Raw genomic sequence first — 13,221 nt, 5'->3', positions numbered from 1 at the left:
GCAACCGGACCGACGTCAGTGGACGTCGCCCATCAGTTCCTTCACCTTCTTGCGGTACATCCACACCGCCGCACCCGCGACGACGGCGAGCACGGCCTCCAGGGCCACTATCCCCGTCTTGTTGAGGTCGACGCCGGCGATGGACAGCAGGCCGGTCGTGGCGTCACCGGCGGTGACCGCCAGGAACCAGACGCCCATCATCTGCGAGGCGTACTTCGCGGGAGCCATCTTCGTGGTGACCGACAGGCCCACCGGGGACACGGTCAGCTCACCGACGGTCTGCACGAAGTAGATCGCGGCCAGCCACAGCGCGGCCGCCTTGTGACCGCCCTCGGCGATCGACAGCGGGGCCAGGAAGAGGAAGAAGGACGCGCCGATCAGCACCAGGCCCATCGAGAACTTCGTCGCCGTGCTCGGCTCCTTGCCGCGCCGGGCCAGCGCCAGCCAGGCCCAGGCGAACAGCGGGGCCAGGGCCATGATCAGGACCGGGTTGACCGACTGGTACCAGGAGACCGGGAAGTCCCAGCCGAAGACGCTGTTCTCCGCCGAGGAGTCCGCGAACAGGGACAGCGTCGAGCCGCCCTGGTCGTAGATCATCCAGAACACGGCCGCGGCCACGAAGAACCAGACGTACGCGGTCAGCTTGGACTGTTCGGCGCGGTCCAGCTCCTTGTCCCGCTTCATCCGGGCGATGACGAGGACCGGGATGATCAGACCGGCGACGGTGATCGGGACCAGCAGCCAGTTCAGCGTGTAGACGCCGGAGACGCCCACGACGGCGTAGAAGACGATCGCGACGGCCGCCCAGAACGCGGCCTTCCGCAGCGTGGTCGCCTTCTCCTGCGCGGACAGCGGCGTGGGGACGACGTCCGAGCGGGAGCTCAGGTGGCGGCTGCCGAGCAGGAACTGGGCGAGGCCCAGCGCCATGCCGAGCGCGGCGAGCGCGAAGCCCAGGTGCCAGTTGACGTTCTCGCCGATGGTGCCGATGACCAGCGGCGCGGCGAACGCGCCCATGTTGATGCCGATGTAGAACAGCGTGAAGCCACCGTCGCGGCGCGGGTCGTCGGGGCCGTCGTAGAGGTGGCCGACCATCGTCGAGATGTTGGCCTTCAGCAGGCCGGAGCCGATGGCGACCAGGCCGAGGCCCGCGTAGAAGGTGCCGGCGTTCGGCAGGGCGAGCGTCAGGTGGCCGAGCATGATGACCGCGCCGGCGACGGCGACGGTCTTGCGGGGGCCGAGCACACGGTCCGCGAACCAGCCGCCGGGCAGGGCGAGCAGGTACACGAGCGACAGGTAGACCGAGTAGATCGCGGTCGCCGTCGAGGCGCTGAGGTGCAGGCCGCCGGGAGCGACCAGGTACAGGGGGAGCAGGGCTCGCATGCCGTAGTAGGAGAAACGCTCCCACATCTCGGTCATGAAGAGAGTGGCCAGTCCGCGGGGGTGGCCGAAGAAGGTCTTCCCGGAGCCGGGGGTGCCCGGGCGGACCGAGTCCTTCGTCAGGCTGGACGCCATGTCGTTCCTTGCTGCTCGGGACGCGCTGCGTTGGAGCGTCGCGCGCCCGGTGGGGGGCGGCCGGCACCGGCGGACCGCGTCGTCCACCCCCACGCCCGGGGGGAGTCCGCTCCGGGTCTCGGAGCGGCGGACGGCGACCACCGGGATCCACGCCCCCTGCTTCGGGGGCCCGGCCACAGGTCATTCCTTTCGAGGCCGGCGGGATCCGGCCCGCACGCAAAAGAGACCCTCGGCGTCAAACAGACCGCCAAAGGTCCCTGCGTGCTACAGGCGTTCTTTCACCATACGACAGGACAACGTCGGATATGGAAGGACTTGAGACACGGATCACAGGTGATCAAGGAACCCTGATCGGGGTTTTGAAGGTCTGTACCAGGATGCCATCCCTGGACCGTAGGTCCGTACCAGTCGACTCCCGTCCGACTCCCGGTCGAGTCCCGTCCCACTCCCTCCGGCTGTCCGGCATGTCCGTTGGTAAGAAACGGCGTGGGCGATCACACTTCGGCCCCTGCCCGGCGCGGACTACCATCAGCTCATGACCCGAGTACTGCTCGCCGAGGACGACGCGTCCATCTCGGAGCCCCTGGCTCGCGCACTGCGCCGGGAAGGCTACGAGGTCGAGGTGCGCGAGGACGGCCCCACCGCGCTCGACGCCGGAATGCAGGGCGGCGTCGACCTGGTCGTGCTGGACCTCGGTCTGCCCGGCATGGACGGCCTGGAGGTGGCTCGTCGGCTGCGCTCCGAGGGGCACGCCATTCCGATCCTCATCCTGACCGCGCGCGCCGACGAGGTGGACACCGTCGTCGGTCTGGACGCGGGCGCCGACGACTACGTCACCAAGCCCTTCCGGCTGGCCGAGCTGCTCGCCCGGGTCCGGGCCCTGCTGCGGCGCGGCGCGTCCGAGCCCGCACAGCCGCCGGCCACCCACGGCGTGCGCATCGACGTCGAGTCGCACCGCGCCTGGATGGGCGAGGAGGAACTCCAGCTCACGGCCAAGGAGTTCGACCTGCTGCGGGTCCTGGTGCGGGACGCGGGACGGGTCGTCACCCGCGACCAGCTGATGCGCGAGGTCTGGGACACCACATGGTGGTCGTCGACCAAGACGCTCGACATGCACATCTCCTGGCTGCGCAAGAAGCTCGGCGACGACGCGGCCAATCCTCGCTACATCGCCACCGTGCGGGGCGTCGGCTTCCGCTTCGAGAAGAGCTGAGCTCTTCCGCACACAAGTTTCAGCACACAAGTTTCAGCACACAGGTTTCAGCACACAGGTTTCCGCAAGCAGGTTCTAGCGGGTTGTTGAGGACATGCGCCGCCGACTGATCCAGTCCACCCTTGCCGTCGTGCTCGTCGTCATCGCCGTGTTCGGGGTGTCCCTCGTCATCGTCGAGACGCGCACGATCAGCAACAGCGCGCAGGAGCGGGTGGACTCCGAGGCGCTGCGGCTGGCCAGCATCGTGGACAGCCGGCTGGTGGGCTCGGAGAACGTCACCGCCGACATACTGCGCGACCAGGTCACCCAGGACCGCTACGCCGAGATCCGGATCCCCGGCCGGACGACCATCCAGGTCGGCGTCAAACCCGAGGGCGACGTCATCGAGGCGCGGGCCACGGGCGAGGAGGGCGAGACCGTCCTGGTCCAGGAGCCGCGCTCCACGGTGACCCGGGAGGTCGGCCGCACCCTGCTGATCATCGGCCTGGTGGCCCTGCTCGCGGTGATCGCCGCCGTGCTGCTGGCCATCCGCCAGGCCAACCGCCTCGCCTCCCCGCTGACCGACCTCGCGGAGACCGCGGAACGCCTGGGGTCGGGCGACCCGCGCCCCCGGCACAAGCGGTACTCGGTCCCCGAGCTGGACCGGGTCGCGGACGTCCTCGACGCCTCGGCGGAGCGCATCGCCCGGATGCTCACCGCGGAGCGCCGGCTCGCGGCGGACGCCTCCCACCAGCTCCGCACGCCCCTCACCGCGCTCTCCATGCGCCTGGAGGAGATCACCCTCACCGACGACCCGGACACGGTGAAGGAGGAGGCGACGATCGCGTTGACGCAGGTGGAGCGGCTGACGGACGTCGTGGAACGCCTCCTGACCAACGCCCGGGACCCGCGCACCGGCTCGGCGGTCACCTTCGACCTCGACGAGGTCATCCAGCAGCAGCTCGCCGAGTGGCGTCCCGCCTACCGCGGTGTGGGCCGGGCCATCGTCAGCTCGGGGAAGCGTCATCTGCGTGCGGTGGGCACGCCCGGCGCGGTGGCCCAGGTGTTGGCCGCGCTGATCGAGAACTCCCTCATGCACGGCGGCGGCACGGTGGCGCTGCGCACCCGCGTCACCGGCAACCAGGCGGTGGTCGAGGTGACGGACGAGGGCTCCGGCGTGCCGGCCGACCTGGGGGCCCGGATCTTCGAGCGGGCGATCAGCGGCCGCAACTCCACGGGCATCGGCCTCGCCGTCGCCCGCGACCTCGCGGAGGCCGACGGCGGCCGTCTGGAGATGCTCCAGGCCCAGCCCCCCGTCTTCGGCCTGTTCCTGTCCCGCACGGCCCCGCAGAAGCGCGCACAGGAAGACGACGAGCAAACGGTCAGGTAGGCGTCTTTCAGCTCACGCGCTGCGTGGCCTTGGGCTCCAGGAACGACTCCGCGCTGGCCACGGCCTCCTTCGCCGGCAGCGTGCGGAACACCCACGTGCGGTACGACCAGAACCGGAACAGCGTCGCGACGCCGATCCCGACGAACTTGAAGACATTGCTCTGCAGCGGGCTGTCCCACCCGAACCCGTACGTCGCCGCGAACAGCAGCCCGTTCTCGATCACCAGGCCCACCGCGCTGAACAGCAGGAACAGCGTCAGTTCCTTCGTCCGCCCGCTCTTGTCGCGGTCACGGTAGGTGAAGTAGCGGAACCCGATGTAGTTGAAGACGATGGCCACGACGGTGGCTATGACACTCGCCCGCACCACCTGCAGATCGGTGACATGCCGTACGACGTTGAACACTCCGAGGTTGACCAGCAACCCCGCGCCGCCCACGGCTCCGAACTTGGCCAGCTCTCGGACGATCCTCTTCAGCCCCGAGGAACCATGTGCCATGGTCGTACAGGCCCCCGTCCGGGTCCGGTTTCGTCAACCCAACCATGCTAACCACCACTCTTGTCGGTTTCCTGTGGTCCACCTCACGGGCCCGTGACCAGCGGGGGAGATGCGGGGAAACAAACGGTATGAGGCGGGAAAGGGCCGGGTAAGAGGCGCGGAATTCGGCCGCGGTGGCGTGGCCGATACCCTGGGGGCGTGACGTTCCCGGTAGTCGGCATGGTCGGCGGGGGCCAGCTCGCTCGTATGACACACGAAGCAGGCATCCCGCTCGGCATCAGGTTCAAGCTCCTCAGTGACACCCCACAGGATTCCGCGGCGCAGGTCGTGAGCGATGTCGTCATCGGCGACTACCGCGATCTCGACACGCTGCGTGAGTTCGCGCGCGGGTGCGATGTGATCACTTTCGATCACGAACACGTACCCACCGAGCACCTCAGGGCGCTGGAGGCGGACGGCATCCCCGTCCGCCCGGGCCCCGACGCGCTGGTGCACGCCCAGGACAAGGGGGTGATGCGCGCGAAGCTCGACGCGATCGGCGTTCCGTGCCCCAGGCACCGGATCGTGACCGACCCGGCGGACGTCGTCGCGTTCGCCGCCGAGGGCGAGGGCTTCCCGGTGGTCCTCAAGACCGTCCGCGGCGGCTACGACGGCAAGGGCGTGTGGGTCGTCGACTCGGTCGAGGAGGCGGCGGACCCCTTCCGGGCCGGCGTCCCCGTGCTGGCGGAGGAGAAGGTCGACTACGTCCGCGAGCTCGCCGCCAACGTCGTCCGCTCCCCGCACGGCCAGGCCGTCGCCTACCCGGTCGTCGAGTCGCAGCAGGTGAACGGCGTCTGCGACACGGTCATAGCCCCGGCCCCCGACCTGGACCAGACCCTCGCCCTGAAGGCCGAGGAGATGGCGCTGCGCATCGCCAAGGAACTGAACGTGGTGGGCCACCTCGCGGTCGAGCTGTTCCAGACCCGCGACGGCCGCATCCTCGTCAACGAACTGGCCATGCGCCCGCACAACTCGGGCCACTGGAGCCAGGACGGCGCGATCACGTCCCAGTTCGCCAACCACGTCCGCGCGGTCCTCGACCTGCCCCTGGGCGACCCGCGCCCGCGCGCGAAGTGGACGGTCATGGTCAACGTCCTGGGCGGCGACTACCCGGACATGTACTCCGCGTACCTGCACTGCATGGCCCGCGACCCCCAGCTGAAGATCCACATGTACGGCAAGGACGTGAAGCCCGGCCGCAAGGTGGGCCACGTCAACACCTACGGCGACGACCTGGCCGACGTCCTCGAACGCGCCCGTCACGCAGCCGGTTACCTGAGAGGCACGATCACCGAATGAGCCCTGTTGCAGGCCCCGTCGTAGGCATCGTCATGGGGTCGGACTCCGACTGGCCCGTCATGGAGGCCGCCGCGCAGGCCCTCGACGAGTTCGAGATCGACTACGAGGTCGACGTCGTCTCCGCGCACCGCATGCCGCGCGAGATGGTCGCCTACGGCGAGCAGGCGGCCGAGCGGGGACTGAAGGTCGTCATCGCCGGAGCCGGGGGCGCCGCCCACCTGCCCGGCATGCTCGCCTCCGTGACCCCGCTCCCGGTCATCGGCGTGCCCGTGCCGCTGAAGTACCTGGACGGCATGGACTCGCTGCTGTCGATCGTGCAGATGCCGGCCGGCGTCCCCGTCGCCACGGTCTCGGTCGCCGGCGCGCGCAACGCGGGCCTGCTCGCCGTCCGCATCCTCGCCGCCCACGACCAGGACCTGCAGGCCCGGATGCGCGACTTCCAGCAGGAGCTCAACGACCAGGCCACCGAGAAGGGCAAGCGCCTGCGCGCCAAGGTCGAGGGCTCGAACGGCTTCGGCTTCGGGAAGTGACACGCGAAGTGACGGAGCCGACCTCCCTGGCCGCCGCCCGCGAACTCCTGCGCGAGTTCCCGGTCGTCGACGGCCACAACGACCTGCCGTGGGCGCTGCGCGCGCAGCCGGTCCGCTACGACCTCGACGCCCGCGACATCGCCGCGGACCAGCACGGCCATCTGCACACCGACATCCCCCGGCTGCGCGAGGGCGGCGTCGGCGCGCAGTACTGGTCCGTGTACGTGCGCTCGGACCTGCCCGACGCGGTCCCGGCGACGCTGGAGCAGATCGACTGCGTACGGCAGCTCATCGCCCGCAACCCGCAGCACCTCAGGGCCGCGTTCACCGCCGCCGACATACAGGCCGCCCGGGCGGAGGGCCGGATCGCCTCGCTGATGGGCGCGGAGGGCGGCCACTCGATCGCCAACTCGCTCGGCACCCTGCGCGGCCTGTACGCGCTCGGCGTGCGCTATCTGACGCTCACCCACAACGACAACGTGGACTGGGCGGACTCCGCGACCGACGAGCCCGGGGTCGGCGGTCTGTCCGCCTTCGGCCGCGAGGTGGTGCGCGAGATGAACCGCGAGGGCATGCTGGTCGACCTCTCGCACGTGGCCGCGACGACGATGCGGGACGCGCTGGACGCGACCGCCGCGCCGGTGATCTTCTCCCACTCCTCGTCGCGTGCGGTCTGCGACCACCCCCGCAACATCCCGGACGACGTCCTGGAGCGTCTGCCCGCGAACGGCGGCGTGGCGATGGTGACGTTCGTGCCGAAGTTCGTCCTGCAGGCGGCGGTGGACTGGACGGCCGAGGCCGACGACAACATGCGCGCCCACGGCTTCCACCACCTCGCCACCACCCCGGAGGCGATGAAGGTCCACCGGGCCTTCGAGGAGACCCACCCCCGTCCCGTCGCCACCGTCGCCACGGTCGCCGACCACCTCGACCACATGCGCGAGGTCGCTGGCATCGACCATCTCGGCATCGGCGGCGACTACGACGGCACGGCCTTCACCCCCGACGGCCTCGACGACGTCTCCGGCTACCCCAACCTGATCGCGGAGCTGCTCGACCGCGGCTGGTCCAAGCCCGACCTCGCCAAGCTGACCTGGCAGAACGCGGTCCGGGTGCTGGGCGCGGCGGAGGACGTCGCCCGTGACCTGCGGGCGACCCGCGCACCGTCCAACGCGACGATCGAGTCACTGGACGGCTGACACGCACCGTGGACGGGGCGTCCGGGGACGCCGTTTACCCCCGAACGCCCCGTCCACCAGGAAGCGCGCCGCCCGCCGTGCGACGGTGACCGTACTGCTGATCGAACGTACGGAGACCGTCATGGCCGACCTCCAGGACGAGTTGCACACCCTTCCCGAGGCCGGCGACCGCGGCGACGACCACGACCACGACGACGTACGCGGCGACGACCGTGATGACGTACGCGGCGACGACCGCGATGACGTACGCGGCGACGAGGTGCGGGCGGCCGTCCCCTTCACCCCGTGCGCGCCGGTCACCCCGGTCACGCCCGAGCCCGAGGCCGGCCCGCTGGACCGCGCCCGTGCCCTCCTCGCCGCACACCCCGTCGCCGACGGCTACAGCGGACTGCCCTGGGCCCTGCGCCATCTGCCCTGGTACGACCTCCAGCTCGGCGAGAGCGCCGTCGACACCGATGTGCCCCGGCTGCGCGAAGGCCACGTCGGCGCGCTGCTGTGGTCGCTGCACCTGCCCGACGGCCTCGCCGCCGACCGGGCCGTCGGCGCGACCCTGGAGCAGCTGGACCTCGTCCGGTCGGTGATCGCCACGCACCCCGACGGGCTGCGGCTGGCCCGCACCGCCGGGCAGGTCATCGACGCCCGCAACTGCGGCCGGGTCGCCGTCGTCCTCGGCCCGGCCACGGCCGCCGCACTCGACGACTCGCTCGGCATCCTGCGCGTCCTGCACTCCCTCGGACTGCGCGTCCTGACCCTCTCCGGCACCACCTGGGCGAGCGAGGCGGGGCTGACCCGGTTCGGCGAGGAGGTCGTGCGCGAGATGAACCGGCTCGGCGTCCTCGCCGACCTCTCCGGCGCCTCCGACACCACCGTCAGCCGTGCCCTCACCCTCTCCAGGACACCGGTCCTGTGCACCCGCTCCGCCGCCCGCGCCCTGCGCCCCCACCCCGACAACCTGCCCGACGAGCTGCTGGCCGGGCTCGGCGCGGCCAAGGGCCTGTGCCTGGTGCCGCTGACCGCCGAGCAGACCGGCCCGAGCGTCCGGGACGTCGCCGACCATCTCGACCACGTCCGCGCGATCGCCGGTCCCGGCTGCGTCGGCCTGTCCGGCACCTACGACTCGGGCGCCGCCCACCCGCAGGGCCTCGCCGACGCCTCCGGCTACCCGCACCTGATCGCCGAGCTGCTCCACCGCGGCTGGCCGGACCCCGATATCGCCCTGCTGACCTGGGGAAACATGCAGCGCGTCCTGCGCACGGCGGACTTCGCCTCCCGAGCGGCACAGGAACGCCGGGAACCGTCGACGGCGCGCATCGCCCATCTGGACGGCTGATCCGCTCAGGTCAGGGGCTTCTCGATCCGGCACAGGCAGAACGGATGGCCCGCCGGATCGGCGTACACCTGGAAGTCCTTCTTCTCCCGGTCCTGAAGTTCCAGCGGCCGCGCGCCCAGCGCCAGTACCCGCTCATGGGCCGCGTCGATCTCCGCCCAGGTGGAGCCGGCGTCGAGGTCGATGTGGAACTGCTGCCCGTTGCGGTCGGAGCGCGGCCATTCCGGCGGGGTGTACTGCGCCACCTCCTGGAAGCCGAGCCGGGGACCGCCGGGCACCTGGAGGACGACCCAGTCCTCCTCCCCCTCCTCCCACTCGGGGACGCCCCCCACGACCGCCGCGTAGAACGCGGCGAGCGCACGCGGATCGGGACAGTCGAGCACGACGTTACGGAAACGGGCGACGGGCGACATGGAACTCTCCTGACTCGAAGGCCTGCGGTTTCAGGACGTGCACAGACAGAACGGGTGCCCGGCCGGATCCGCGTACACCCGCCAGCCGCGCGAGCGGTCCTCCGTGTCCAGCGGCTTCGCGCCCAGCGCGAGCACGCCCCGCTCGGCCGCGTCCAGGTCGTCGACGGTGAGGTCCAGATGGAACTGCTGCGAGTGCTCGGGCGCGGGCCACGCGGGCGGCACGAACCCGGGAGCGGCCTGGAAGGCCAGCGACTGACCGCCCGGCACCTTCACATCCACCCAGTCCCCGTCGTCGCTCTCGACGCTGCCGCCCAGCACCTCGGCGTAGAAACCGGCGAGCGCACGCGGGTCGGGACAGTCCAGGACGACGACACCCAGCTCGGCGAGAGCCATGACTCCTCCTCGGGTTACCTGATAGAGCCGTTAGAAGGTAACGGTTACTGCATGCTCTCGCATTGGAGGTAACGTCGCAAGCATGAATGAGCGATCGGCCGCCCCCGGGGAACTGGCCCTGGTGGAGTCCCTGGTGAACACGCTGGACCTGGAGTCGGGCGCCGACTCGCTGGACACGGCGGACGGCCGGGCGCGGTTCGGGCTCACCGACGACGAGGACGACCTGGCGCGCGCCCGTGAGCTGCGCGAGTCCCTGCGCGTGGCGCTGCTCGCCCACGCGGGCCACGCACCGCACCGCGAGGTCACCCCGCTGGGCGAGCTGCTGGCGTCCGCGCCCCTGCTGGTGACCGTCGACGAGAACGACGGCTCGGCCCGGCTGACTCCCGCGGACGGCGCCCCGCTGCTCTCCCGTACGGCCGCCGCCGTGGCGGCCGCGCTGATCGCGGGCACCTGGACCCGGCTGAAGGCCTGCGAGGCCGTGACCTGCCACTGGGCGTACTACGACCGCAGTCCGGCGGGCCGGGGCCGCTGGTGCTCGATGCAGGTCTGCGGGGCGCGGGCCAAGATGCGCCGCTACCGCGCGAAGTAGTTCACCACTCGCCACACAGGTCTGTGGTGCAGAATGCAACAAGACGCCGGTTCGGCCGACTGAGCCTCGGCCGAACCGGCGTCGCTGTGCGCCCGCGGCAGCCCGCGGCAACGGAGGCGGCTGCGGCTATGCGGTCGGGCGTCCCATCGCCCGGTAGGTCCACCCGGCCTTGCGCCACAGCACGGGGTCGAGCGCGTTGCGCCCGTCGAGGACCAGCCGGTCCGTCGCGACCTCGCCGAGCGCCGCCGGGTCCAGCTCGCGGAACTCCCGCCACTCGGTCAGGTGCAGGACGGCCTCGGCGCCCCGTACGGCCTCCAGGGCCGAGTCGGCGTAGCCGAGGGTCGGGAAGACCCGGCGGGCGTTCGCCATCCCCTTCGGGTCGTACACCGTGACCTGTCCGCCCTGGAGATGGATCTGCCCGGCGACGTTGAGGGCGGGCGAGTCCCGGACGTCGTCCGAGTCGGGCTTGAAGGTGGCGCCGAGCACGGCGATCCGCTTGCCCAGGAAGGACCCGCCGCCCAGCGCCTGCCGGGCCAGCTCGACCATCCGCCCGCGCTGGCGCATGTTGACGGAGTCGATCTCGCGCAGGAAGGTGAGCGCCTGGTCGGCGCCGAGCTCACCGGCGCGGGCCATGAAGGCGCGGATGTCCTTGGGCAGACAGCCGCCGCCGAAGCCGATCCCGGCCCGCAGGAACTTCTTGCCGATCCGGTCGTCGTAGCCGATGGCCTCGGCCAGCTTGGCGACGTCGCCGCCGCCGGCCTCGCACACCTCCGCCATGGCGTTGATGAAGGAGATCTTGGTGGCGAGGAAGGAGTTCGCGGCGGTCTTCACCAGCTCGGCGGTGGGGAAGTCGGTGACGACGAACGGCGTCCCTTCGCCGACCGGCGTCTCATACACCTGCCGCAGCACCGCCTCGGCCCGCTCGCTGCGCACCCCGACGACGATCCGGTCCGGGTGCAGCGTGTCCTGGACCGCGAAGCCCTCCCGCAGGAACTCCGGGTTCCACGCGAGCTCGGCGTCCTCCCCGGCGGGCGCCAGCTCGACGATCGTCCGGGCCAGCCGCTCGGCGGACCCCACGGGCACGGTCGACTTGCCGACGACGAGGGCGGGCCGCGTCAGATGCGGAGCGAGGGACTCGATCGCGGACTCGATGTACGACATGTCGGCGGCGTACTCGCCGTGCTTCTGCGGAGTGTTCACGCAGACGAAGTGGACGTCGCCGAAGGCCCCCACCTCGGCCCAGTCCTGGGTGAACCGCAGCCGCCCGCTGGTCCCCTCGAACCCGGCGACGTGCCGGCGCAGCAGCTCCTCGAGCCCCGGCTCGTACATCGGGGTCTCGCCGCGCTCGAGCATCTCGATCTTCTCCCGCACGACGTCGAGAGCGAGCACCTCGAAGCCCAGCTCGGCCATGGCCGCGGCGTGTGTGGCGCCGAGATAGCCGGTGCCGATCACGGTGATCTTGAGGGCCATGAATGCTCCTGACGGGGGATGCCGACACTGCGCGCCCGAGCATAGTCGGGGCATGTCGCGGCCCCTCACCGGGCAGATCCCGGTGGAGGGTGCCCCTTGTCGCCAAACTCACGTGCCACGCGGTCGGGAGGGCCCCTAAAATTTGAGTTACTTAACGGTAATTAGCGTCGTGAACCGCAGCGTATTTGGAGCGTGAGACACCTTGTCCGGATCGGCTGACTTCGACCTGTACCGCCCGTCCGAGGAGCACGACATGCTCCGCGACGCCATCCGCTCGCTGTCCGAGGCGAAGATCGCGCCGTACGCCGCCGCGGTGGACGAGGAGGCCCGCTTCCCGCAGGAGGCGCTGGACGCGCTGGTGGCGAGCGATCTGCACGCGGTGCACGTACCCGAGTCGTACGGCGGCGCGGGCGCGGACGCCCTGGCGACAGTGATCGTCATCGAGGAGGTGGCCCGCGCCTGCGTGTCCTCCTCCCTCATCCCCGCGGTGAACAAGCTGGGCTCGCTCCCGGTGATCCTCTCCGGCTCCGAGGACCTGAAGAAGAAGTACCTGACGCCGCTGGCCAAGGGCGACGCGATGTTCTCGTACGCCCTCTCCGAGCCGGACGCGGGCTCGGACGCGGGCGGCATGAAGACCAAGGCGGTCCGCGACGGCGACCACTGGATCCTGAACGGCGTGAAGCGCTGGATCACCAACGCCGGCGTCAGCGAGTACTACACGGTCATGGCCGTGACCGACCCCACCAAGCGCACCAAGGGCATCTCGGCCTTCGTGGTGGAGAAGTCCGACCCGGGAGTCTCCTTCGGCGCCCCGGAGAAGAAGCTGGGCATCAAGGGCTCCCCGACCCGCGAGGTCTACCTCGACAACGTGCGCATCCCGGCGGACCGCATGATCGGCGAGGAGGGCACCGGCTTCGCGACCGCGATGAAGACCCTGGACCACACCCGCATCACGATCGCCGCCCAGGCGCTGGGCGTCGCCCAGGGCGCTTTCGACTACGCCAAGGGCTATGTCCAGGAGCGCAAGCAGTTCGGCAAGGCGATCGCCGACTTCCAGGGCATCCAGTTCATGCTCGCCGACATGGCCATGAAGATCGAGGCCGCCCGCGCCCTCACCTACCAGGCCGCGGCCGCCTCCGAACGCCTCGACTCCGACCTCACCTTCCAGGGCGCGGCCGCCAAGTGCTTCGCCTCGGACGTCGCGATGGAGGTCACCACGGACGCCGTCCAACTCCTCGGCGGCTACGGCTACACCCGCGACTACCCGGTGGAGCGCATGATGCGCGACGCCAAGATCACCCAGATTTATGAGGGCACGAACCAGGTGCAGCGGATCGTCATGGCGCGCAACCTGCCGTAACGGCCCCCGCGG

Annotated in this window: 13 protein-coding genes; 8 read left to right on the top strand and 5 right to left on the bottom strand. The window is 70.6% G+C overall.

Features of this window, described 5'->3' with window-relative positions:
• Window positions 1-15 precede the first annotated feature (15 nt).
• On the bottom strand, window positions 16-1,512 hold the full coding sequence (locus ABZ725_RS16100; RefSeq protein WP_358803295.1) for an oligopeptide:H+ symporter: 1,497 nt from the start codon (window positions 1,510-1,512) through the stop codon (window positions 16-18).
• Window positions 1,513-2,047: 535 nt separating this feature from the next.
• Between ABZ725_RS16100 and ABZ725_RS16095 the strand changes: the two genes are divergently transcribed.
• The gene (locus tag ABZ725_RS16095; RefSeq protein WP_351918238.1) at window positions 2,048-2,725 is read left to right on the top strand and encodes a response regulator transcription factor; all 678 of its coding nucleotides are present in this window, start codon (window positions 2,048-2,050) and stop codon (window positions 2,723-2,725) included.
• Between the two features lie 94 nt (window positions 2,726-2,819).
• On the top strand, window positions 2,820-4,094 hold the full coding sequence (locus tag ABZ725_RS16090) for an ATP-binding protein (RefSeq protein WP_358803294.1): 1,275 nt from the start codon (window positions 2,820-2,822) through the stop codon (window positions 4,092-4,094).
• Between the two features lie 7 nt (window positions 4,095-4,101).
• Here the strand turns inward: ABZ725_RS16090 and ABZ725_RS16085 are convergent, their stop codons facing one another.
• A complete protein-coding gene (locus tag ABZ725_RS16085) occupies window positions 4,102-4,590 on the bottom strand; it encodes a GtrA family protein (RefSeq protein WP_358803293.1) in 489 nt (162 codons plus the stop codon).
• Between the two features lie 198 nt (window positions 4,591-4,788).
• On the opposite strand from ABZ725_RS16085, the gene ABZ725_RS16080 reads away from it, so the two are divergent.
• From ABZ725_RS16080 to ABZ725_RS16065, 4 genes are all read left to right on the top strand, one after another.
• Window positions 4,789-5,928: a 5-(carboxyamino)imidazole ribonucleotide synthase gene (locus ABZ725_RS16080; RefSeq protein WP_358803292.1), complete on the top strand. Its 1,140-nt coding sequence runs from the start codon at window positions 4,789-4,791 to the stop codon at window positions 5,926-5,928.
• Window positions 5,925-6,458, top strand: coding sequence for a 5-(carboxyamino)imidazole ribonucleotide mutase (gene purE, locus ABZ725_RS16075; RefSeq protein WP_351918230.1), 534 nt, complete (start codon window positions 5,925-5,927; stop codon window positions 6,456-6,458). The genes ABZ725_RS16080 and purE overlap by 4 nt, the downstream gene beginning before the upstream one ends.
• Window positions 6,455-7,657, top strand: coding sequence for a dipeptidase (locus ABZ725_RS16070; protein WP_358803291.1), 1,203 nt, complete (start codon window positions 6,455-6,457; stop codon window positions 7,655-7,657). The genes purE and ABZ725_RS16070 overlap by 4 nt, the downstream gene beginning before the upstream one ends.
• Window positions 7,658-7,778: 121 nt before the next feature.
• The gene (locus ABZ725_RS16065) at window positions 7,779-8,987 is read left to right on the top strand and encodes a dipeptidase (RefSeq protein WP_358803737.1); all 1,209 of its coding nucleotides are present in this window, start codon (window positions 7,779-7,781) and stop codon (window positions 8,985-8,987) included.
• Between the two features lie 5 nt (window positions 8,988-8,992).
• Here the strand turns inward: ABZ725_RS16065 and ABZ725_RS16060 are convergent, their stop codons facing one another.
• Together ABZ725_RS16060 and ABZ725_RS16055 are read right to left on the bottom strand one after the other, a co-directional pair.
• Window positions 8,993-9,397, bottom strand: coding sequence for a VOC family protein (locus ABZ725_RS16060; RefSeq protein ID WP_358803290.1), 405 nt, complete (start codon window positions 9,395-9,397; stop codon window positions 8,993-8,995).
• 30 nt (window positions 9,398-9,427) lie between these two features.
• Window positions 9,428-9,790: a VOC family protein gene (locus tag ABZ725_RS16055; protein WP_358803289.1), complete on the bottom strand. Its 363-nt coding sequence runs from the start codon at window positions 9,788-9,790 to the stop codon at window positions 9,428-9,430.
• A gap of 82 nt (window positions 9,791-9,872) precedes the next feature.
• On the opposite strand from ABZ725_RS16055, the gene ABZ725_RS16050 reads away from it, so the two are divergent.
• The gene (locus tag ABZ725_RS16050) at window positions 9,873-10,379 is read left to right on the top strand and encodes a CGNR zinc finger domain-containing protein (protein ID WP_358803288.1); all 507 of its coding nucleotides are present in this window, start codon (window positions 9,873-9,875) and stop codon (window positions 10,377-10,379) included.
• Between the two features lie 126 nt (window positions 10,380-10,505).
• Here the strand turns inward: ABZ725_RS16050 and ABZ725_RS16045 are convergent, their stop codons facing one another.
• Entirely contained in the window at window positions 10,506-11,849 is a 1,344-nt protein-coding gene (locus ABZ725_RS16045) for a UDP-glucose/GDP-mannose dehydrogenase family protein (RefSeq protein WP_358803287.1), read from the bottom strand.
• Window positions 11,850-12,051: 202 nt separating this feature from the next.
• On the opposite strand from ABZ725_RS16045, the gene ABZ725_RS16040 reads away from it, so the two are divergent.
• Window positions 12,052-13,209 (top strand): acyl-CoA dehydrogenase family protein, encoded by a 1,158-nt coding sequence (locus tag ABZ725_RS16040; RefSeq protein ID WP_351918218.1) that lies wholly within the window; start codon window positions 12,052-12,054, stop codon window positions 13,207-13,209.
• Window positions 13,210-13,221 lie beyond the last annotated feature (12 nt).

This window comes from Streptomyces sp. NPDC006872 (assembly GCF_040635845.1).
Classification (GTDB): domain Bacteria; phylum Actinomycetota; class Actinomycetes; order Streptomycetales; family Streptomycetaceae; genus Streptomyces.
This window is presented reverse-complemented; position numbering and strand designations above follow the sequence as displayed.